The organism is Inquilinus sp. OTU3971, from assembly GCF_038440215.1.
In genome coordinates this window covers 63,864-84,266 of record NZ_JASATH010000002.1, presented here as the reverse complement: position 1 = coordinate 84,266, position 20,403 = coordinate 63,864, and the positions used below count along the sequence as shown (strand labels likewise).

At 66.2% G+C, this 20,403-nt stretch carries 28 protein-coding genes; 1 reads left to right on the top strand and 27 read right to left on the bottom strand.

What is annotated here, in order from left to right:
• Window positions 1-10: 10 nt before the first annotated feature.
• Genes AAHM41_RS01150 through AAHM41_RS01140 form a run of 3 tightly spaced genes read right to left on the bottom strand, consistent with a single transcriptional unit; the run spans window position 11 to window position 1,436 of the window.
• A complete protein-coding gene (locus tag AAHM41_RS01150) occupies window positions 11-436 on the bottom strand; it encodes an NlpC/P60 family protein (RefSeq protein WP_342234658.1) in 426 nt (141 codons plus the stop codon).
• Window positions 436-1,056 carry a hypothetical protein gene (locus tag AAHM41_RS01145; protein WP_342234657.1) on the bottom strand — a complete coding sequence of 207 codons (621 nt, stop codon included), beginning with the start codon at window positions 1,054-1,056 and terminating at the stop codon, window positions 436-438. Before AAHM41_RS01145 ends, AAHM41_RS01150 begins: the two co-directional genes overlap by 1 nt.
• Window positions 1,056-1,436: a hypothetical protein gene (locus AAHM41_RS01140; protein WP_342234656.1), complete on the bottom strand. Its 381-nt coding sequence runs from the start codon at window positions 1,434-1,436 to the stop codon at window positions 1,056-1,058. Before AAHM41_RS01140 ends, AAHM41_RS01145 begins: the two co-directional genes overlap by 1 nt.
• An 80-nt stretch (window positions 1,437-1,516) precedes the next feature.
• On the opposite strand from AAHM41_RS01140, the gene AAHM41_RS01135 reads away from it, so the two are divergent.
• Window positions 1,517-1,819 (top strand): hypothetical protein, encoded by a 303-nt coding sequence (locus AAHM41_RS01135; RefSeq protein ID WP_342234655.1) that lies wholly within the window; start codon window positions 1,517-1,519, stop codon window positions 1,817-1,819.
• Window positions 1,820-1,821: 2 nt separating this feature from the next.
• On the opposite strand, the gene AAHM41_RS01130 is transcribed toward AAHM41_RS01135, so the two are convergent.
• The 24 genes from AAHM41_RS01130 to AAHM41_RS01015 form a co-directional block, all read right to left on the bottom strand.
• The gene (locus tag AAHM41_RS01130; protein ID WP_342234654.1) at window positions 1,822-5,466 is read right to left on the bottom strand and encodes a tape measure protein; all 3,645 of its coding nucleotides are present in this window, start codon (window positions 5,464-5,466) and stop codon (window positions 1,822-1,824) included.
• A gap of 11 nt (window positions 5,467-5,477) precedes the next feature.
• Complete coding sequence (locus AAHM41_RS01125; protein ID WP_342234653.1) at window positions 5,478-5,741, bottom strand: hypothetical protein; 264 nt, start codon at window positions 5,739-5,741, stop codon at window positions 5,478-5,480.
• 35 nt (window positions 5,742-5,776) lie between these two features.
• Window positions 5,777-6,106: a hypothetical protein gene (locus AAHM41_RS01120; RefSeq protein ID WP_342234652.1), complete on the bottom strand. Its 330-nt coding sequence runs from the start codon at window positions 6,104-6,106 to the stop codon at window positions 5,777-5,779.
• A 78-nt stretch (window positions 6,107-6,184) separates the two neighbouring features.
• A complete protein-coding gene (locus AAHM41_RS01115; protein ID WP_342234651.1) occupies window positions 6,185-6,715 on the bottom strand; it encodes a hypothetical protein in 531 nt (176 codons plus the stop codon).
• Window positions 6,716-6,745: 30 nt separating this feature from the next.
• Window positions 6,746-7,132 carry a hypothetical protein gene (locus tag AAHM41_RS01110; RefSeq protein WP_342234650.1) on the bottom strand — a complete coding sequence of 129 codons (387 nt, stop codon included), beginning with the start codon at window positions 7,130-7,132 and terminating at the stop codon, window positions 6,746-6,748.
• Window positions 7,132-7,551, bottom strand: a complete 420-nt coding sequence (locus AAHM41_RS01105; protein WP_342234649.1) for a hypothetical protein — start codon at window positions 7,549-7,551, stop codon at window positions 7,132-7,134. Before AAHM41_RS01105 ends, AAHM41_RS01110 begins: the two co-directional genes overlap by 1 nt.
• Window positions 7,548-7,925, bottom strand: coding sequence for a hypothetical protein (locus tag AAHM41_RS01100; protein WP_342234648.1), 378 nt, complete (start codon window positions 7,923-7,925; stop codon window positions 7,548-7,550). Before AAHM41_RS01100 ends, AAHM41_RS01105 begins: the two co-directional genes overlap by 4 nt.
• A gap of 10 nt (window positions 7,926-7,935) precedes the next feature.
• Complete coding sequence (locus tag AAHM41_RS01095; RefSeq protein WP_342234647.1) at window positions 7,936-8,706, bottom strand: hypothetical protein; 771 nt, start codon at window positions 8,704-8,706, stop codon at window positions 7,936-7,938.
• A complete protein-coding gene (locus tag AAHM41_RS01090) occupies window positions 8,703-9,539 on the bottom strand; it encodes a hypothetical protein (RefSeq protein WP_342234646.1) in 837 nt (278 codons plus the stop codon). Before AAHM41_RS01090 ends, AAHM41_RS01095 begins: the two co-directional genes overlap by 4 nt.
• Before the next feature lie 6 nt (window positions 9,540-9,545).
• A complete protein-coding gene (locus AAHM41_RS01085) occupies window positions 9,546-10,001 on the bottom strand; it encodes a hypothetical protein (protein WP_342234645.1) in 456 nt (151 codons plus the stop codon).
• Window positions 10,002-10,003: 2 nt separating this feature from the next.
• Entirely contained in the window at window positions 10,004-10,267 is a 264-nt protein-coding gene (gene grxC / locus AAHM41_RS01080) for a glutaredoxin 3 (RefSeq protein WP_342234644.1), read from the bottom strand.
• 76 nt (window positions 10,268-10,343) lie between these two features.
• Complete coding sequence (locus AAHM41_RS01075) at window positions 10,344-11,246, bottom strand: major capsid protein (protein WP_342234643.1); 903 nt, start codon at window positions 11,244-11,246, stop codon at window positions 10,344-10,346.
• A gap of 109 nt (window positions 11,247-11,355) precedes the next feature.
• Window positions 11,356-12,192 carry a DUF6651 domain-containing protein gene (locus tag AAHM41_RS01070; protein WP_342234642.1) on the bottom strand — a complete coding sequence of 279 codons (837 nt, stop codon included), beginning with the start codon at window positions 12,190-12,192 and terminating at the stop codon, window positions 11,356-11,358.
• Between the two features lie 41 nt (window positions 12,193-12,233).
• Window positions 12,234-13,832 carry a hypothetical protein gene (locus tag AAHM41_RS01065; RefSeq protein WP_342234641.1) on the bottom strand — a complete coding sequence of 533 codons (1,599 nt, stop codon included), beginning with the start codon at window positions 13,830-13,832 and terminating at the stop codon, window positions 12,234-12,236.
• A 55-nt stretch (window positions 13,833-13,887) separates the two neighbouring features.
• Window positions 13,888-15,147 (bottom strand): terminase large subunit domain-containing protein, encoded by a 1,260-nt coding sequence (locus tag AAHM41_RS01060; RefSeq protein ID WP_342234640.1) that lies wholly within the window; start codon window positions 15,145-15,147, stop codon window positions 13,888-13,890.
• Window positions 15,140-15,823, bottom strand: coding sequence for a hypothetical protein (locus tag AAHM41_RS01055; protein ID WP_342234639.1), 684 nt, complete (start codon window positions 15,821-15,823; stop codon window positions 15,140-15,142). Before AAHM41_RS01055 ends, AAHM41_RS01060 begins: the two co-directional genes overlap by 8 nt.
• Window positions 15,824-16,229: 406 nt before the next feature.
• Window positions 16,230-16,526, bottom strand: coding sequence for a hypothetical protein (locus AAHM41_RS01050; protein ID WP_342234638.1), 297 nt, complete (start codon window positions 16,524-16,526; stop codon window positions 16,230-16,232).
• Entirely contained in the window at window positions 16,526-17,446 is a 921-nt protein-coding gene (locus AAHM41_RS01045) for a hypothetical protein (RefSeq protein ID WP_342234637.1), read from the bottom strand. Before AAHM41_RS01045 ends, AAHM41_RS01050 begins: the two co-directional genes overlap by 1 nt.
• A 3-nt stretch (window positions 17,447-17,449) precedes the next feature.
• Entirely contained in the window at window positions 17,450-17,917 is a 468-nt protein-coding gene (locus tag AAHM41_RS01040; protein WP_342234636.1) for a phosphatase domain-containing protein, read from the bottom strand.
• Entirely contained in the window at window positions 17,914-18,588 is a 675-nt protein-coding gene (locus tag AAHM41_RS01035; RefSeq protein ID WP_342234635.1) for an ATP-binding cassette domain-containing protein, read from the bottom strand. The genes AAHM41_RS01040 and AAHM41_RS01035 overlap by 4 nt, the downstream gene beginning before the upstream one ends.
• Entirely contained in the window at window positions 18,585-18,944 is a 360-nt protein-coding gene (locus tag AAHM41_RS01030) for a hypothetical protein (protein ID WP_342234634.1), read from the bottom strand. The genes AAHM41_RS01035 and AAHM41_RS01030 overlap by 4 nt, the downstream gene beginning before the upstream one ends.
• Window positions 18,944-19,606, bottom strand: coding sequence for a ParB/Srx family N-terminal domain-containing protein (locus tag AAHM41_RS01025; RefSeq protein ID WP_342234633.1), 663 nt, complete (start codon window positions 19,604-19,606; stop codon window positions 18,944-18,946). Before AAHM41_RS01025 ends, AAHM41_RS01030 begins: the two co-directional genes overlap by 1 nt.
• Window positions 19,593-19,751 (bottom strand): hypothetical protein, encoded by a 159-nt coding sequence (locus AAHM41_RS01020; protein WP_342234632.1) that lies wholly within the window; start codon window positions 19,749-19,751, stop codon window positions 19,593-19,595. Before AAHM41_RS01020 ends, AAHM41_RS01025 begins: the two co-directional genes overlap by 14 nt.
• The gene (locus AAHM41_RS01015) at window positions 19,751-20,401 is read right to left on the bottom strand and encodes a ParB/RepB/Spo0J family partition protein (protein ID WP_342234631.1); all 651 of its coding nucleotides are present in this window, start codon (window positions 20,399-20,401) and stop codon (window positions 19,751-19,753) included. The genes AAHM41_RS01020 and AAHM41_RS01015 overlap by 1 nt, the downstream gene beginning before the upstream one ends.
• Window positions 20,402-20,403 lie beyond the last annotated feature (2 nt).

Below are 20,403 nucleotides of genomic sequence, written 5' to 3'. Positions count from 1 at the left end.
TGATGACTGACTATTCTACCAAGGCCGGTTCGCTATCCACAAGGGGCGCGGCCACAAAATCGAAGAAGCCGACCACCTTCTGCTGCCGCTGCCAGTTCGCGATCCGCTCCCGCACCACGCCGCCGGATTCCTCCCAGGTGTGGGCAAACCAGAAGTTCGACGTCGTGAAGCCGACATGGCAGGCGGTGCTGTCGTGCAACCGCAGCAGGATGCCCACGCCAGGCTGGCGCTCGACCCGGCGCCAGAGGCGCATGTTGCGCGCCATCGCCCGGCCGACCCGGTGGTGGTTCGCCGACGAGACGAAGTCCGGGATCTCGATGCCGCGGTGCTCCCTGTAGCACTGCATCAGGAAGCCGTAGCAGTCGAAGATCTCCGGACCCCGGCCGCCGATCTCGAAGGGCGTCCCGATCCAGCCCGCGACGTCGAGCTCCACCATCAGGCGTTGGAGTTGATGCCGGGGAAGCCGCCGAACCGGTTGCTGTTGGCGTGCGCCGAGCAGCCATTGGGGCCATTCAGCGTGAAGTCGCAGGTGCCCAGCGGGCCGGCGTAGCGGCACTGCGCGCCCTTATACTGCCACAGGCACCGGTCGCCGAAGATGCGGCGGTAAGGGAAGCGGCGCATCAGGAAGTTGTCGGCGCCGAGCTTGAACGAGACCACATAGTCGCTGGCGTCGGCGCCGATGACCTCGAAGTTCTCCTCGATCTCCGCCGGCTGGGCCAGGTTGCCGCTGTTGACGATCGTCGCGACCACCTCGAAGCCGATGCCGCCGCCATAGGCCTGCATGCGGGCCTGGATGATCTTGGTGTAGTCCGGGATCGTGACGCCGAGCTCGGGCACCTCACCGGTCGACGACTTGGTGGTGAACTTGAAGCTGGCGGCCGTATAGGTCTCACCCTGGAAGACCAGGTCTTCGGAGTTGGCCGCGAGCCGAATAGTCTCGACGATGCTGCCCGTCTCCGGGTCCTTCACCTTGATGGTCAGCAGCGGGACGAACGCGACCGACGAGGCGATGCGGTTCTTCTCGATCACGGTGGCGACGGACAGGTGGCGCGCCATCAGACGGTCTCCAGCTTCATCTCAGTGGTGTTCCAGCGCGACGCCATGGTGCCGTTCGTCAGCTTGTGCGCGTTCGCCCACTCCAGCTCGGGGAGCGGCGCGATGAAGCGGACCGTGAACACCTTCGCGTCGTAGGGTCTCGTCCAGGTGAAGGAGTCCGACGTGCCCTTGACCAGGTCGATGAAGTCGTCGAGGGCGATCTTGTCGGCCAGCGACAGGTCGCTGTATTGAAACGAGAAGGTGCGCCGCGGCTTGCGCGTGTGGCGCGGCCGAGTGACCCGGTAGCCGCCCTCCATGTCGGAGCCCATGCCTTGGTCCTCGGCGCTCTCCTTATAGGTCTTGGCGTCGGGCTTCTTGCTCAGCGTGGGAAAGACGGGCATCAGGGCGCTCGCATTGGAAAGGGGTCGAGCGCCGCGGCGGCGACGCTATGATCGACTGGGAAAATCAACCTGGGGGTGTCATGAGAATGCTGATCTGCCTGGCCGCGCTGCTTGCGGCCGGGGCCTGCGCCCATCGAACGGAGGCGTCCCGCTTTGAGGCAATGGACGCCTCGCGGTTCAACTTCAGCGTGACCGCCGACGCGGCCTATCCGGTCGACAGCCCGAGCTCCGAAGAGATCCGGATGGGCTGGCTGAAGACCTACCTCGACAACAACGGCATGTGCGCCCGCGGCTACGTGATCGACGAGCGGCACACCACCGTGCAGACCAAGGGCCTTCTCGGCGACGTGGTCGACATTCGCTACCGCGGGCACTGCGTCTGAGGTCACTTCAGGTTCCTCAGACTGTCCCGGAACGGGCCCGGGCGGGCGGCCGCGCGCACCACGACATCGAGGATCATGGACTCGCCGTCGAAGCGGCTGCCCTGCTGCTCAGCCTCGAGCTGGGTGCCGCTCTGGTTGATGATGTTGACCTGCACATTGCCCTGGCCGGCGCCGCCAGCGTTCGCCCCGCTCAGCTGCTCGTTGGTGTAGGCCGGACGGCCGCCGTAGCCGGCCATGTCGCCGGCGCGGTAGCCGGTCCAGCCCGCGTTCTGGAGCTGGCCCGCGCCCTGCGACATCGCATCGAGGTCGACCGACGCGAGCGGCTGCAGGACGGCGGCAGAGGCCATGCCCTCATAGGCCTCGCGCAGGAACTTCATCTCCTGTGACAGGCCCGACAGCATCCCGCTGGCGTCGACGTTGATCGCAGTGCCGCCGGCCGGGCCCAGCGCCTTCATCTGCTCGGCCGTGAACACGCCCTCGCCCTTCTCGAGGATGGCGTGGACCTCGTTCGACTTCAGGATGTCGTCGAGCGAGAACATGTTCTCGGCGCCGACGATGCCGCCGGTGTGGTTCTTGGCGATCGGCGCCAGCGGCTTGACGTCGATGGTGCCGGTCGAGGCGGTCGACCCGGTCGAGCCGAACGCCCAGTTGAAGGCGCCACCCAAGGCGTCGCCGATCCCGCCGATGATGTCGTCGAGGAACCCGCCGCCGCTGCTGCTGCCGCCGCCCGCGATGTTCTCCCCCAGCGCCTTCGCGATCGAGGCCTGCAGGGCGATCCGGAGGATGTCCTTGATGATGCTGTTGGCGAAGTCCTCGAAATTCGCTTCGCCGGTCGTGACGTAGTCGGTCAGCTCGTCGACGCCGCTCTGGAGCCAATCGGCCTGGGCGTCCTTCATCTGGCTGGTCGCGTCGGACCACTTGCGCAGCAGATCGCCGACCGCGCCTTCGTCGTCGCGCTCCTTCTTCCGCCGCAGGGCGTCCAGATAGGCCGCGGTCTTCTGCTCCAGGACCACGCGCTCATCGGAGTTGAGCGTCTGCAGCTGGAGCAGCCGGTTGATCCGGTCGACCTCGCGCTGGTAGTTCTTCTCGCGGAGCTCGTCCTCGGTCAGGAGCGAGTCCTCGATCTCCCGCGTGGCCGCGTCGGCGCCGATCGCCCAATCACGGACGTAGTTGTTGATCCACTGCTTGACGTTGTTCCTGGCCTGGTCAATCTGCTCTGAGGTGCCGGCGCCGAACTCGCCGGCATCCGCCACCAGCTGGTTCATCTCGGTCCGGAACTGAGCTAGGCCCTTCGGATCGATTTCGTTGTCGAGGCCCTGCAGCAGCCGAATGCGCTGCCCCTCACCTTCCCGATTGAGCTCGCGGACGGTGTTCTTCAGCTTGTCGATCGCGCTCGTGACCTGCTTGACGTGGTCCTCGACCTCGTCGAGCTCGTTGGCCTTGTCGATCAGCCCCTGGAGCTGCTCCTCGGAGATCTTGCCCAGCAGGCCGGCATCGAACCGCGACCGCAGCCTGGCCGCGTTCTTGTCCATGCCCTGCAGGAGGTAGTTGGCCTCCGCCAGGCGCTGGTTGAGCCGCTCGGTCTCGCTCTCGAAGGGCGACTTGCTCTTGCCACCGCCGCCGCCCGGCGGGATCACCGTGACCAGCGGCTTGCCGGCCAGCGCTATCTGCCCCGCCGCCTGCTGCCGGATCTGCTGGAGCTGCTCGTTCAGGCGGCCCAGGACGACCTCGATGACCGCGGCATCCTGGCCGATCGCGGTCGCCTGCTGCGCGCTGTAGCTGGCGATCATCGCTGCGACGATCGCTTCCTGCTGCTTGTAGAAGTCCGAGATCTCCGAGATGCGCTGGTCTTGATACTGCTTCTCGACCCGGTCCTTCTCGGCCTCGTTGTCGCCCGCCTTCTGCAGATCGGCCTTGTAGGCGTCGTCGAGCGCATTCATCCGCTCGGAATAGGCGCCGCTGGTCTTGGCCAGGTCAGCGTCGAGCGACCGCAGCTGGCCCGAGGCGGCCTCCGCGATCTCGTTCTTCCGGAAGACGTCGACCGACTTCAGATAGGCGGCGTTGAGCTTGTTGAACTCGGCCTCGACCGCCTCGCGCTCCTTCTTGACCGCGGGGAGCTGCGTCTCCTTGTAGTAGGTCTGCTCCCACCGGGTCATCGGGACGCGCTTCTCCAGCGCCTCCTGCTTCGCGGCGAGATCTTCCCTCTGGGTCCACAGCTCGTTCAGGCGATCCTTCGCCTCGTTGAGCTGGACCTCGGAGATGAACAGGCTGCCCTTGTCGGCGATGTTGCGGATGCGCTCCGCCTTGGCGCCGAACAGGTCGAGCTGGTCCGACAGCGTCCACAGCAGCGCCGCCACCGCGCCGATCGGGCCGGCCAGCAGCGCGATGCCGCGGCCAAGCACGCCGGCGGCCATCGCCGCCCGCCCCATGACGGTGGTCGCGGATGCGGTCGCGGTGCCCACGGTCGTGACGGCGCCGGCAGCCGTCACCGCCTGGCCCTGCATTGCCGCCATCTGGCCGCGCATGATCTGCATGGACATGCCGAAGGCCACGAAGCCGGACCGGACACCCTCAATCGCCGTGCCGATGCTGCGGAAGACCTGGATCGACCGGCTGACCGCGAAGTAGAGGAGGAATGCCTCGCCGGCGGTGACGATCGCGCCCCGCCACTCAAGGAAGAAGTCGACGACGCCGCGGCCGGCCTGCAGCACCTGCGTCAGCCCGGAGCCGAGATCGACCATGAAGGCCTTGGCGTCCGGCGTGCGCAGCAGGTCGACGATCGCCTGCAGCTGGGTCTTGGCCTCGGTGAAGAAGCCACCTTCTTCCGTCGAGGTGAGAAGCTGGGTCCAGTTCGTCGACGCCTGGGCGACGAGACCGTTCCAGGTGCCCATCATCGCCTGGGCGCGGCCGCCATAGACGCGGTCGAACTCGCCGAACATGCGGGTCAGCGCATCCTCGGCCTCGACGGCGCCCTTGGAGACGAGCTTGACGAACGCGCCGTAGCTCATGCCCGCGCTGCGCGCCATCAGGGCGACGGCGTTGGGCACGGCCTCGCCGAGCTGCTGCCGCAGCTCTTCCATGCTGATGACGCCCTTGCCGCCCATCTGCTGGATGGCGAGCGAGGCGCGCTGGAACTGCTGATCGGAGCCGCCGAACGCCGCGACGGCGTCGAGCAGCGAGTTCATGCTGCCGTCCATCGGGTCGATGCCGACGGACTTCATCTTGACGAAGCTGTCGGTGATCGAGGCGACGGCGAAGGGCGCCTCGCGCGCCGTGTCGAAGATCCAGCCGAGCTGGTTCTTGGCTTCCAGCTCCTGAGCGGCTTCGGAGTTCTGCTCCGACATGCCCTTCAGGAGGAAGGTCATCCGCTCGATTTCGGCGTTGGCCTTGACGATCCCATACATCCAGCCGGTGGTGATGGCGTGGATGTTCTGAATCGCGTAGCCGGCCAGGCCGAGGGTCAGGGTGACGTCGCGGGCGGTCTGGCCGAAGCCCTTGAACTGGTTGTCGATGCGGTCGACACCGACGATCGTGCCCTTGAGCTGACGCTCGAACTGTTGGACGGTCGAGCCGGCGCGGACGATGCGCTGGGTGAAGCGCCCGTCATCCAGCTCCAGTTCGACCCGAATTTGTCCAGCAGTGGCCACGATGCCTCACATCAGAGAAAAGCCTTCAGGGCGTGCAGGCCCTCACGGTCGAGTTCGGACGTGTCCTCGCTGGTGCTCTCGCCGATCTGGTCGATCTCCAGAACCAGCGACTCGCTCAGAGAACTCACGCCGTCTTTGATTTGCGGGGCGACCAGAACGCGCAGACTGCGCATGTCGTCCTGCGCCTTCAGTCGGTTGATGTTGCGGGCGAGGAGCCAGAAGGCGCGGATGGGAACTTGGAGGAGTTCCCAATAGCCGAGCCCGTATTCACGCATGACTGCGGAGAAGACGAGACCGAAGTCGATCTCTGTTACGCCGCCTTCTCCGCCTCCGCGTTTCCCTCGGCGGCCCCGTCGTCGTCGCCATCGCGCACGAAGCCCAGAATGGCGTTCAGCTGCGGCATGGTGAGCTTGCGGGCGCCCTCGACGCCGAGCGACGGGAACGACGTCGCCACGGCCTCGACCAGGAACTCGAACGTGCCGGCGGCGTCCTTCTTGATCTCGCGCGTCAGCTTGGCCTGGTCGATGAACTCGCCGACGGTCAGCACCTTCATCGGATGCGACACGCCCTTGAGCTTGAGCACCTTCTCCGGCGTGGCCGTCGGCACTTCATCGAGATCAAGGAAGGTCTGGGAAGCCATTCGGTCTGCTCGCAATTGGGGCGGGGGATGAGGAGAGGGAGACGATAAGTCAGTGATGACTCATCGGCCCGGGCATGGTTAGGCCGTGGTGGCGGACTCGTCGCCGACGATGGCGACAATGCCGGTCGCGGGATCCGGATAACCGGTGAAGACGACGTTGTAGATCCGCTCCTCGTCCTTCTTGTAGGCGAAGGTGATCTGGCCGGCGGTCATCGCCTTCGGCACCGTGAAGTCGTCGGTCTTGTTGGCGGGCAGGTTCGCCGTCGGGTGCAGCACCAGCTTCTGCGCCAGGTCGAGCAGCGAGATGCCGACGCCGGTGGTGATCGAGACCTTCTTCTTGGTCGGGGTCGTCCCGCTCTGGACCAGCGTCGCACCCGGCATGGTCGCGACCAGGTTCTCCAGCGTGGTCTCGGCCAGCGGCACGGTCACGGTGACCTCGCGACCCAGGATGTATTCGTTGATGGTGGTGTTGCCGAACTGGTCGACATTCACCTTGTGGGTTTCGGTCGCGACGGCAACTTCAACGCCGCCCTTGGTGTAGCCGAGATCGGTCGCACCAAAGGTCACATTGCAGACGCCGAGCTTGACGTTCTTGGTATCCGAAGGCACGTCGGCGCTCCTATCTCGGTTTGGTAGCGGTCAAAGCAGGACAACATTATAGTCAGTGCTGACTGACAATTCCAGCACATCCGCGTCCGACCGGGGGTAGACGATCGGCTTGTGCCGGGGCCGGATGTAGTTCACCTGGTAGCCGGCGACGGGCGATCCCGCGTCGCCCTCGACGGTGAGCGCCGGCAGGATCCGGTCCATCAGAGCCTTGCCCTCCTGGTAGCGGAGGCAGCGCACGATCACCTGGAAGGTGCCGCGGAAGTAGCCGGGCAGCTCGGGGTCGATCGGCACGACATTGCCGACGCCGTTGAGCAGCAGCACGCCGTTGGTCACCGACAGCGGCATCGCGTAGACGAAAATCGACGCATCGGGCACGCCGGCGGCCACCAGCCGCGGCACGAGAGCTTCCAGTTCCATCACAGCACCTTCTGGATTTCCGCCTCGATCGCGCCGGCGATCTTGTCCTCGCGCTCATCCCGGGCGCGCTCGAGGAACTTGCGGCCGACCAACCGCTTGACGCGGCCCTGCTTCTCCATCGATTTCGGGCCGAGGCGGTAGACGGCCTCATGGATGAAATCGAGGTAACCGTTGACATCGACCCCGTTGACCTCGCCGCCGACCTCGATCGCGATCTCGACGCGCCGGCCGTCGCCGATGGTCTCGACGATCTGGTGCGACATCTCGAGGTTGCCCTCGAGCACGGGAGACTGCTCCTGGCTGATCTCGGCGATGATCTGCGCTTCCCGGCGCAGCTGCCGCAGGGCCGCCTTGTTGGTCCGCTCGCCGATCCGCTTCATCTCGAGGAGCACGCCGGCGATGCCCGTCACCTTGGTCATGCCGGGATCTCCGCCACGGCCGAGCAGTCGACCTCGTAATGGTGCAGCCGGCCGGAGACGGTCGTCCGAGGGAACACCATCTCGGCGCGCAGCTTCAGCGTCGTCGTGGTGCCGCGGATCGTGACCTCGACCAGGTCGTCCAGCTTCGGCTCGAAGGCCGGATGGAACAGCACCTTGACCTCGATCACCACCTCGCGCGCATTGGCCCGGGAGGCGCTGGAATCGGCGCGCACCGTCGTCTTCATGGAGCGCGGCTCGACCTTCACATAGGCACAGCGGACGCTCGTCGTCTTCTTGCCTGGCAGCGCCTGGCCGTAGCGGTCATAGCCGCCAGGCCGGGTCACTGAGCAGGTGGCGTTCGGGATGAAGAGCACGCGCGACCTCCTATTCGCCGGCGCCGGCCAGGCGCACGACGGCTTCGCTGTTCGGGTGGAAGGCCTCCTCGCGGATCTCGGCGTAGGACGGGAGCTTGCCGCCGGGGTAGATCGAGAAGCGGAGGCGGTCGAAGTGGTGCTTGCTGTCCGGGTGCCGGACCTCGGCCTCAGTGAAGCCGTGGTCGGCCAGCGTCAGGAGGTAGGTCTCGTTGTAGGCATGCAGCAGATGCTGGCGCCAGGCGGTCCGGACGAACTTCTGGCTCGGCCATTTGCGGGACAGCCGGTCGCTGAAGTAGAAGCGCATCTCCGGCGGCGGGTTCGCCCGCACCTGGATCAGCGCGGCCCGGTCGGAGATGCCCTGGCTGCGGGCGCGGAGATCGACGTCGAGCGCGACCGTGCGCAGGACCCGCTCGACATTCGTCACGTCGCGCTCGATCTGGGTCGAGACTTCGCGCAGCAGATGCTCGCCCGACGCGCTCAGGTGGGCGCTGACACGCGCGGGCACATCGCGCGCTGTCTCGCTCACCCCGATATCGCGGAGCCCGTCTATGAGCGCTCCCTGCGCGATGTCGTGGCCGGCGGTGTCGAGCAGCGCCCGCTCGGTCGCGAGATAGGTCCGGGCGACGCCATAGAGGCCGGCTCGGGCGCTCTCGACGGCGCGGAGCTCGAACGGGTGGTCGGACTGGACCGAGGCCTGCAGCACGCCCCGGAAGCTGGCGAGGAGCGCCAGGTAGCGCTCCCCTGCCCTGTCGGGCGCCGAGTGGATCAGCGCGGGGATCATGCGCGGCCGATCGTGACGGACCAGCGGACGAAGCCGCGCAGGTGACGCACTGCCTGCTCGGAGACCGGCAGCGACAGCGGCTTCTCCGACCGGAACATGTATTTGGCCTCGCCGATCGAATGCGAGAACAGTCCGGCCTGGCGCTGGCTGCCGATTTCGTCGCCGCCGAGGATGACGTCGGCCTCGGCGATCTGGGCCCGGGCGAGACTCTCCTTGAAGCGGCCGGACAGCCGGCTCCACTCGTCGGCGGTGAGGAGCTCGAGGCGGTCGATGTTGTAGGAGCTGCCCGGCTCCAGCGCGAGCCGGCGCTGGACGTCGATGCCGTTGATGAAGCGGTCGCGCACCCGATACTTCAGCTGGGCCAGGCGGACGAAGGCCGCGATCAGCGCGCTCTGGCGCTCGGTGTCGTTCGCTGCCTCCCAGCCGATCATGCCCGGCATGGAAAGCGACAGGAGCACGGCCTCGTCGTATGTCTGGACGCTGTTCTTCAGCGGCTCGAGGATCGCCTCCTTGGTCACCACGTAGCGCTCGACCAGCCTGGTCGTGCCCTCGGCCGTCGCCACCAGCACCGTCAGCACGCGCAGCGAGTTGAGCTTGCCGGCCAACTGGTGGGCCGGGGCCGGGATCGTGAAGATCACCCGCTCGCTGTCGACGTCGGTCAGGATCTCGAAGCCGACGCCCGGGCCGGGGTCGCCGATCGCGACCTCCGGATAGATCACGGCGCCGCTCTCGTCGGCCAGGCGGAACCGGATCGCCATCGGCACCAGCGGACCGGCCTCCCCTACCAGGGAGACCGCGACCTTGACCGACGTGTCTGCGAGGACGCGCTGCATGGCGGCTTACTTCACCCCGCGCCGGCGGTCCTGGGCGTCGATGATGGCGTCGATCAGGCCCGCCACCGACTTGCTCTTCACGCCGTAGCCGGCGGCCACCTCGCGCAGCGACTTCATGCCGTCCTTGTCGGCGAGCTCGCCGAGCTGCTCGCGGGTGTAGATCTCCGCCGGCGCCGCCGGGGCCTTGCTGGCATTGGGGTCGGCCGGCGGCTGCTCGTCCTTCTTGGTGTCGCGCGGGAGCGCCGCCACCGACTCCACGACCGCGCTCCGGTGAGCCTCGACCAGCGCCGCGCCCTGCCCGGCCTGCTTGCCGTCCTCACGCTCGATGCGCATCGCCGCGGCCAGCCGGTTGACCTCGCCCAGGTCGAGATCGTCACGCACGGACAGGCCGTCCTTGAACTCGATCAGCCCGAGCGGGCCGGTGTAGGCCTCGAAGCCGCGTTCGATGATCCGGATGCGCATGGTCACTCCTTGAGAAGGCGGTCGAGCTCGCCAGAGGCGTTCAGCCGGACCAGGTCGTCGGCCCCGCCGACCAGCTCGTCGTTGATGAAAATCTGGGGGACGGTCTTGGCGCCGAGGGTGCGCACCGTGAACTCGGCGCGGCGGAACGGCTGCTCGGTCAGGTTGAACTCGACGAAGGGGATCCCCTTCCCCTCGAGGAGCTTCTTCGCCCGGACGCAATGCGGGCAGGTAGTGGTGGAGTAGATCTCGATCGGAACGCGCTTCATGACCTGTCCTGCAAAAAGAATGGGGGCGGATTGCCCGCCCCCACCTTCATAAGTCACTGCTGACTTACCAACTCGGTTACAGGTTGGTGATGCCGCGCAGCCGGGCCATCGACTTGGTGCTCTTCAGCGCCAGGCCGCAATACCACTTCAGACGGGTCCGGGTGGCGTCGCGGGTCTGGACGGTGCCGATGTCCTCGACGATGATGCCGGCGCTGCGGCCGCCGTAGATGCCGTGCAGGCCGTCGGCCTCGTTCAGGCGCATCGCGTAGATCGAGGTGGTCTCGTTCGCGGTGCCCTGGACCTCGTTGGCCGGCAGGAAGTCATTCAGGATGACCGGCGTGCCGTTGTAGCTCGGCACCGGCTTCCCGAAGTTCTCCAGCTGCATCATGACGGCGTCGTTGCCGCCGAAGGCCCGCAGCAGGCCGCGCACGCCGCGCCAGGTGCCCTTGCGCATCATGATCGCGTCGGCGCCGTTCGGCACGGCATCCAGCAGCTCGTCCAGGGCGGACAGGGCCACGGCCCCGCCGTTGTCGCCGGCGATCAGGGTCTGGTCGGCCGCGGTCAGCACACGCACGCCGTCGAAGGCCTTGGCGTTCACGGTGCGGTCGCCGTTGACCAGGGTGCGCCGGAACGCGCGGCCCAGGCCCTTGGCCTTGGACGCGATCTGGATCGCCAGCTGGTCGTTGCTGTCGTCCATGGTCTCGTTCAGGAACTTGTCGACGTCCACGTCGCCGGCCAGACGCGCCAGGCGGGAGATCACCTCGTCGAAGGTGGCCGCGCCTTCCGGCACGTCCTCGTTGACGTCGATGAAATCGCCCTCGCTCAGGGTCTTCTCGCGGTTGTAGACGTAGGCCTTGCCCACGACATGCATGAACGGCAGAAGGGCGAACAGCTCGTCCTTCTCGATGATTTCCTCGATGACACCAGCCTCGAGCTGGTTATTCGAGAGCTTTTCAGCCTCAGCACGAAGCAGCGGCATCTCGGGATCGCTCCATATGGGATTGGTTTGCGGACATAATGATAAGTCAGTGATGACTTACTAATCAAGGCGAAAGTGACACGGACGCCACCTTCGCCTGCCCAGACCCTTACTTGCGCTTCAGGCCGCCCTTGGACAGGGCCGCGGCGATCCGCGACATGCCCGACAGCTCGTTGGTGCTCTCGACCGTCTTGGTGGTCTTGTCCTGGGTCGTGCTGGCCGCGCCAGGCTTGAGCTTCGACTTCAGGAGATGGTCGCGGTCGGGATCGGCCTCGACCAGGCGCTTGAGCGCCTCCTCGAACGGCAGCGGATTGCCGCGCGCGTCGACCATCGCCGCCCGTCCGACCTCGCCGCGCGGCCTGTCGTAGCCGACCATCTTGCCGTCGACGATGTCGAAATGCGGCCCGTAGACCACCCGCGACTTCGCCGGCGTCAGCAGGAGCTCCGCCTTGATGTATTCGCTGTCGTTGAAGGCGGTGCCGACCGTCAGGTTCTCGATCGTCGAGGTCAGGCCGGCGATCCGGTCCTCGAGATCCTTCACCCGGCCGTTCGCGACGCCGAGCTCGCGGCTGTGCTCGTCCGCCATGCGGGTCTTCAGGGTCTCGAAGTCGCCCTTGGCCGCGAGCGCGTCCTCCTCGGCCTTCTTCTGCGCCGCGATCAGGGAGCGGATCTCCTTCGGGTCGAGACCCTCGAAGTCCTTCAGCCGGGCGTTGGCCTGGTCGAGCGCGGTCTGGGCGGCGGTCGCCGCGTTCTTCAGGCGCAGCAGCTCGGCCGCGTTGGCGTCGTCGCCACCATTGCCACCGCCGGCGTCCGCCGCCGGATCGCCGCCCTCGAGCTTCTTGTCCTTGCCGGCGTCCGCCGCCGGATCGCCGCCGCCTCCGGCGCCCTCACCTTCCTTATCCAGGAGCAGGGCATAGGCCGAGACGCCATTCAGAAGCTTCAACACGTTGGTCTACCTCGCAGTTGTGGCCCGAGAAGGCCGATGGATCAGGCGGCCTTGCCGCCCTTCTTCGCGCCGGCCTTCCCAGCCGCCGCAGTTTTGTCGCCCTTGGCGTCCTTGTTGTTCTGGCCCTGCTTGCTTTCGCCGTTGTCGAGGAGCGCCGACGGGCTCGGCGTCGGCATCAGCTCGGCCGGGTCGGGCGGCCAGTCCTTCAGGGCGGTCTCGATCTTCGCCTTGAGCGCCGCCGGCATCCGAGGCCACAGCTTGAAGGCCAGGATCCGCATCTGCTCGCGCCGGATCTCGTCGGGAGCCGAGATCAGCGTCAGGCGCTGGGCGACCTCGAACTCGTCGTAGAGGCTGCGGACGTCATAGCTGTCCGGATACTTGACCAGGTCCTGCCGATCAGCCTTCTCGTCGTAGATGCCATGCCAGCGCTCGACCAGCTCGACGATCTTGTTCTCGACCGTGTCGAGAGCGTCGGCCTTGCTGACCAGGAGCGAGTTCAGCCGCTCGAAGTCGTAGGCCTTGGCGACGCCGGAGGAGTTGTCGATGCCGGCGGCGTTGTCCTGCTTGGTGCGCTCGCCGGCCATGCCGACGGAGTGGTAGATCTCGGCGATGACCTTGTTGACGGTCGAGATGATGACGCCGGCCTGCTTGGGGTCGGGCGCGATGAACTCGGGCTTGTGGCCTGGCGAGCTGGCGTCGTAGGTGAACGACCGCTTGGTGCTCATCTCCAGGATCTGCTCCTCACCGTCCCCACCGGGCAGCACCGACTGGGCTGGCAGGGCCAGCTGCGAGAAGGTCTGGTCCTGGATGATGACATCGAGGTTCGACAGGTAGTTGGCGACGGCCCGGTCGAGATAGGCGATGTCGCCGATCAGCGCCGGCGCGGTGTAGGGCGTGTCCTGCTCGATGTGCGGCACCGGGATCACCGGCACGACGCCGAGGCCGGTGACGCCTTGCCCTTCCAGCTCGACAATCTTGCGGTTGCCCTTGCGCACCAAGCGGAAGAGGAACCACTCGTCGCGGGTCCACAGACGGAAGCGGCCGCGTTCGGCGCCGGAGGCCTTGATCGGGTCCTTGTCGTCGCGGACGACCTCGTAGATCAGGATCCAGAGCAGCTCGCCCTCTTCATCGAAGCCGATGTCGAGCACGTTCTGAGGCCGGACGATGTAGCCGTAGGTCTTGACCTTGAGCCGCTTCTCGTCGGCGACACTGATGATCCCGCCCCGGTTCGTGCTGTCGACCACGACGAAGTTCATGCCGAGGGTCGAGGAGACCTTGGACGACTCGCGCATCAGGGTGTCGATCGGCTGGCCCTTGCGGGTCGCCCTCTTCCAGAAGCGCTTCACCGGCTCCGAGGCGTCCTCGGTGTTCCGGATGATCTCGCCCTTGAAGATGTGCTTGTTGACGAGGTCGACGATCTCGCGGGTGTGGTTGAACCGATAGGCCCGCTCCACCCGGTCGGCGTATTCCTTGTCGCCTTCCTTGAAGTAGCTGAAGATGTTGCCTTCGAGGAACCACTCCCGACCGCCGCGATAGGTCGAATCCAGGAAATTCCAATGGGCGAGGTTGCAGGCATACTCGGGATGCCGGCGCTCGAGGAAGGCCTTCAGCTCCTTCTGGTTGGTCAGATCGATTTCCATTGGGTCCTCGGATGAAGGCGCAAGATTATAAGTCAGCGCTGACTTACTGTCACGATCAAATGGACACGCCGAGGATCTTCACCTCGCGCACCGGGAAGCGAAGCTCGATCGGGTAGCCCAGCGCGTCGGCCGGGTGTTCGAGCCCGGCGGACTTGTCGACGACGCGGGTGCCCTTCTTGTAGATCACCTGCTCGAGGGCATCGATCAGGTGCTTGCAGCGGCGGTCGATCCGGAGCCGGACCGTGCCGTCAGCCGTGCGCAGCAGGCGGTTCACGGCGTTGATGCGGTCGGCGACGGGCGGGTGCTTCTTCCGGTAGAAGATCTTGCCGAAGCCGGCCTGGCGAAGGATGTCGAGGTCGGACTCGCCGCGCGAGGCGCTGCGGTTGGCGCCGGCGGGGTCCGGGAAGATGTGGACCTGGCCGAGCTGGCGCCAGTAGCGCTTGGACAGCTCCTCGGCCAGCTCTTCGGTGTTGGAGTTGAACATGATGATCTCGTCGACCGCCCAGACCGTGCCGTCCGGCTGCGGCTGCAGGATCACGCTCGACATCGGGTCGATGTTGAAGTCCTGCCCGACCCAGATCGGCAGCAGCGGGTTGAACGGGTGGTCGCCGAGGTGAACCTTGCGGTCGAAGGCGTGGTAGACGCGGCCCGACATGGCCTCGAAGGAGGCGAGGAACTCCTGCTTGAAGCTCTTTTCGTCCATGTCGGCCCGGGCCGCCTCGATTTCGGCCGCCGGGATGAAGGGCGAGGTGATCGTCGGATACTGCCAGCTGCGCCACTGGCCGCGGCGCTGCAGGTCCGGCTTCTGGCCCTTCATGTAGAGCTCGTAGAGCAGGTTGAAGGCCTTCGGCGTGCCGATGAACAGCGCCGAGCCGCCGGTCGACACCAGCGTCGGCCGGAGCACCTTCAGCCAGACGTCCTCGTGCATGTCCTGGAACTCGTCGAGCACCAGGTAGTCGATCGCGATGCCGCGCAGCGTGTCCGGGTTGTCGGCGCCGCAGAGCTTGATGAACGAGCCGTTCCTGAGCCAGATGACCAGGTCGGTCCGGTGGATGCTCTTCACCCACTTCCGCGGGATGCTGTCGAGCAGCTCCTGCCACATGATCTGCTTGGCCATGCGGTAGGTCGGCGCGACGTAGTAGACGCGCATCTTCCGCCGGGCGGCCGCGGCCTTGATCATCGCAGTCCGGGCCATCATCGACTTGCCCCAGCGGCGGCCGGCCACGACGACCTTCATGCGCGCGCGGTCCTTCAGAACCGCGAGCTGGCCCTTGTGCAGCAGGAGCTTGGGGCGAGCGGCGAAGGGGTCAGACATCGTCCTCGCCGGCGATGAGAGCGTCGGCCTCGGCGAGGGTCTCTTCCATGTCGAGCGCCTCGAACTCGTCGTCTTCGGCGAGCTGGCGCTGGCGCTCGTTGAGCTGGTCGATGTCGTCCTGGGACAGCTCGCGGACCTCGAGATCCGGCAGCTCGTCGCCGGCGTCGGCGTTCTGGTCGAGGCCGAGCAGCGTGTAGCGGTCCTCGCGGACCTTGGTCAGGATCTGGGAGGCGATCCGGAGCGACAGCAGATCGCCCTTGCAGGTGGCGAGCGCCCGGCCCTCCTTCTGCGCCTTGACGAGGACGCTGAGGGTCAGCTTCGACAGGGTGTCGTCGGCCTTGTAGTGGAACTCCTTGGTCTCCTCGGACCGGGTCCGGAGGAGCTCAGCCGCCCGCTCGGCGCGCTCCGCGGCCTCCTTCGCGACCGCCTCCTCGATCTCCTTGCGGATGATCTTGGACTTCGAGCCGCGTTCGACGCCGCGCTTCTTGAATCCCTTCGACAGCGCCCCCTTGCTGACGCTGAAGCGCTTGGCCAGGTCGTCGAGGGTGATGGTGCCCTGCTCGTAGAGGACCGAGGCCTCCTCCCAATCCGCCTCGGTCATGCGCTTGGTGTCAGCAGGCGCGGACTCGGCAGCCTCGGCTTCCGCCGCGGCCTCCTCGATCAGCTCCTCTGACATCGATTCTTCAGCACTCATGACATCACCGGACCAAGAAAAAGGGGCGCCCAACGCCGGCGCCCCTGTGCAACGAAGGGAGAGAAAGGACAGGAGACTGTCACGGCATGAGAACGTGCCGTGACATTATGATGAGCCATCTCTGACATCTGTGTCAACAGTCATCACTGACTTACTTCACCAGAGCCGCGGAACGGGTCCGCGGTCTCCTCTCCCGGAAGTGCTGCGACGGGGTCGGAGCCGCGGAGCTCAGCCTAAATCACATTCCCGCGAGGTGATTTTCGCAAAAATTAGTAATAAAGAGTTAAGTGTTATATAAGTATAGTATATTACTTAGTATTATATAGGTCTCTTCAGAGGCATCTTTATTATAAGAGAAAATTTTTGGGATCGCGCAGCCTATTTTGGGCTAGGGAGCAATTTCAGTGGTCCCGGCCCCGTGGTGAGCCCGCATCAGCTCGAATGCCTTCAGCGTCGGCGCGATGATGACCCGGCTCTGGCCGCGGCGCTTCACCCTTCCCTTCCGCTCCACCACCCCGTGCTTCTCCAGGATCCGGATCGAGCACTGCACCGCCTGCTTGGAACACTCGTAGGTCAGCCGGCTCAGCAGCTCGTCCATGTCGAGGAAGTCGTCGTCATCGTTGCCCTTCATCACCAGGCCAATGATCTCGATCTGCTTCTCGGTCAGTCGAACGTCTTCGCTCATCAGGGTCTCCCGGAGGATGTGTCGTCAGTCGCGCAGGGAGCGTCACCTGGGCGCATCCATGCATCGTCGAGTGCGTCGCTGAGCCCCTGGGTCGCGAACGCCCGGATGGGCAGCTGTGCGGGCAGCGCCCGGCCCGCATCCGGGTTCTTGAAGACGCCGTAGGCCGGGCTCGCCAGCACCATCTGCTGCAGGTTCTTGACGAGCTCCGCCGGCGTCATCTCGTCGACCCGGCCGCGGCCCTTGCCCCGGTTGCTCCCAGTCTTCTCCAGGGCCGAATGGCGGTAGTAGAAGGTCCGGACGTCCTCGAGCGTGCGCTCCCGGAGCCGCGGGCTCATCGCCTCGATCTCGGCGACGATCGCTTCATGGTCCGCCGGCGCCGCGGCGAAGGTCTGGCGGAAGAACCGCAGGCCCTGGTCGAACTTGTTGGAGTTGGCGACCGGGGCGAAGCGGAATCCTGCCTTCAGCGCGAAGGGGTTGAACTTCGACATCGAGGACTGGATCTCGACGAACCGCGCGCCCTCCATGCGGCTGGCCAGGTTCTGGAAGCGGTAGCTGGCGCCGGTGCCGCGGTAGAGCGTGTCGACCACCATCCGGGCGATGACCCTGAAATGGTCGTTCAGGAGCTTGAACCGGTGGACGTTTGTGATCTTGGTCTCGTCGCCGTCGGGCTTCAGCTTCGGGAACAGCACGTGCCGCTCCTTCAGCAGCGGCTTCGGGCTCGCGGTGACGATCACGCCGACGGTGTCGCCATCGAGCGCCAGGCGCCAGAAGCGCGGCGCCGCCGGCAGCCCCTCCGCCTTGTAGTGCAGGTGCTCCAGCAGCTCCCAGTCGGCCTTGGAGCCTCGCTCGACGACCATGTCGTCGACGAAGCCCAGCCGGGCCCTGGGGTGGGCCCGGCGCTCGATCTCGACGTCGCTCATGGTCTAGTAATCGCCCTCGCACACCTGGAGGCAGAGGATGCCGGCGCGCTCGCGCCACATCTGGGTGACTGATTTGCGGTCCTCGACCGCGTAGACGAACCGGTAGCCGGCGGCCGTCAGCCGCTCGAAGATCTCGAACTTGATGACGGTGTCCGGCCGGTGGTCGCCCGTCGGCCGCATGTGGAGCTCGTCGAACATGATCCCGTGCCGCTCGAGCCAGGCTTCAGTCATGGCGCGCTGGTATTCCTGGCGCCCGGTGATGAGGACGATCCGGTAGCGGGACCGGCGCGTGGCGTTCAGGAGCGCGACGACGCCCGGCTTGACGGCGTCATGCTCGGCCGCGGCGAGGAAGGCCTGCCAGTTCGGGCCCTTGACCGCCTTGTCGGTGTCACTGGCGTCCAGCAGGTGCTGGCGGTGCTCGTTGTCGGACAGGGTGCCGTCGATGTCGAAAATGGCGCTGTTGGGCGTCAACGTGGATCTCCACAGGCTGGGCAGGTGGCAGCGGTCTCGCCCCGGCGCACGTCGACGCGCTCGCGAAACAGCTTCCGGACGATCAGGGCCGGGCCCAGAGCGTCTTCGAGGTCGGTGTGGGTGGTGGCGACGATCAGGGTCTTCCCGAGCGCCCTGGCGGTCTTCTGGACATTGTAGGCGACGACCTTCGCGGTGGTGCGGTCGAGCACGGCCCCGAACTTGTCAGCGACCCAGACATCGGCGTCGCTCTCGATCAGCTTGGCCAGGCGGAAGCGGTAGCGCTGGCCGTCGGACAGCTCCTGGGGCTTGCGGATGAAGAGGTAGGCGTCGTTCACCCCAGTCTTGGACAGGGTCTCGGTCGCCTTCTGGGTGTTGGCGCCCACCTGGTCGATCAGGGGCTTGTCGGCCAGCTCGATCCGGTCGATGTCGGCGACCTTGAGTCCGCCCGCGGCCATCTGCGCCGCCAGCTCGCGCAGCAGCAGCGACTTCCCCGACCCGGACTGGCCGGTGATGTAGACGACGTCGCCCGGCTCGACCTCGAGCTTGAGGCCGTCATAGACCACGAACTGCTTGTCCGAGAGGCCGAGCCCGAAGGCCTCGGCCACCTCCAGCACGCGATCGGTGCGCTCGACCGACGACTGGAAGGCGCGGGAGATGGTGTAGACGCTCACTCCTCGTCCTCCATGTCATCGCCGCCGCTGCGGGCGTAGGCCAGGGCGTCGGTGAAGATCGCCTTCACCTCCTCGAGCGCGCCGACCGCCTCATGCGGCACGTCGAAGGCCATGTCGGTGACGAAGAAGCCCGGGCCCTCGGGGGTCCAGGTGATGGCGATCAGCCCGGTCGCGCTGCCGAGGGCGCAGTTGTCCTTCAGCAGCTCGAGGACCTTGATCGCCTGTTCGTCGATGACGGGCGGCACCTCGGGCACCTCCTCGGCGCTCGGCGGCGCGACATAGGCGCACCTGGTGCGCAGGTCGATGACCTTGATCGGCTCCGGCGCGGCCGCCGGCACTTCGGATGCGTCCGCCATCAGATCCCCGCCGTCTCGAGAAAGGCGTCGAGGGCGGCCGGCCCGGTCTTGCCGGTCTCCTCCTCGATCCGCGCGATGAAGGCCTTGATCCGCCGCGCCAGCGTCGTCGGCACCGCTTTGAAGCCGAAGGCCTTGTCTAGGCCGACGTCGGAGGCGTCGACCGCGGCCGCCTTCTCCTCGTTCTCCTCGGCCTGGGCGGCGACGCTCTCGGTCATGTCGTCGACCAGCACATCATCGTCGAGCTCGAGGACGTCGGCCGTCAGGAAGTCGAGCTCCTTCTCGGAGAAGCCGAGCGCGCCGAGGTCGAACTCGCTCGACAGCGCGGCCATCTCCTCCTGGAGCATCTTGGTGTCGTAGTCGGTCGAGGCGACGCGGTTGTCGGTCAGGCGGGCGGCGTTCGCCTCCGCCTTGGTAAGGTGAGCGGCGACGACGACGGGCACCCGCTTTAGGCCGAGCTTGATCGCGGCGAGCCGGCGGCCGTGGCCCTTGATGATGACGCCGTCCTTGTCGACGACGATCGGTTGGTCGAAGCCAAACTTCTTGATGTTCTCGGCGATGCCGGCGACCTGCTCGTCGGCGTGGCGCTTGGCGTTCTTGTCGTAGGGGATGACCTTCTCGATCGGCCAGGCCTCAACCTTCATCTCGGGCTTAATCGCGCTCATAAGCCCGCTCCCCGCGCTCCAGCAGATCGACCAGGTCGACCTCCTTCTCCTTGAAGTGCTCGCCCTCCTCGCAGCGCTTGCAGAAGATCGTGCGATGCCGGCTGCAGCCCTCGCACTCGACGAACTTGTAGGTCGGCCGCGGCATCACGCTTCCTCTTTGCGCAGCAGGAGGTGGACCAGGGCGTCGCCGGCGTTGGTCAGCTCGTCGCTCGCAGTGAGGCCGTGGCGGTTCTGGGTCTTCTCGATCAGCGCGGAGATGGCCTCGGCATCGCCGAGGGCGACCTTGAAGCGCATGATCGTGTGTGTCTTCGCGACGCGGGCCGGCGATGTCTCGGGAATTTCGTCGGCGGTGTCATCTTCCGCGCCGAGTTCCATGTCATCCAGGTCTATACTGGTTGACGAGAAGATCGCGTTCATCTCGGCGTCGCTGTAGGGCAGGAAGCTCGACAGATCGTCGGCGGTGCCCAGGTCATTCATCAGCTCGGCGAGCTCCAGCGCGTCGTCGGCGCCGTAGCGGGCGTTGTCGACCAGGCTGATTTCCTTCGCCTTCTGGTCGCCGATCCGGCCGAGGTTGATGACCGGGATCTTCTCGATGCCCACGCGCACGGCGCTCTGCGCCCGGTGCGCGCCACCGAGAATCTGGAGATCGCCCGTGTCCAGCTCACGAACGACCACCGGCTTGAACATGCCGAGCCGCGCAATCGATGCGTCGAGCTTCGCCTCGTTCTCCGGCGACATGTGGTTGGTATTCCAGGGATTGGGCTGGAGTCGCCCGGGGTCGACCATCAGCTGCATGG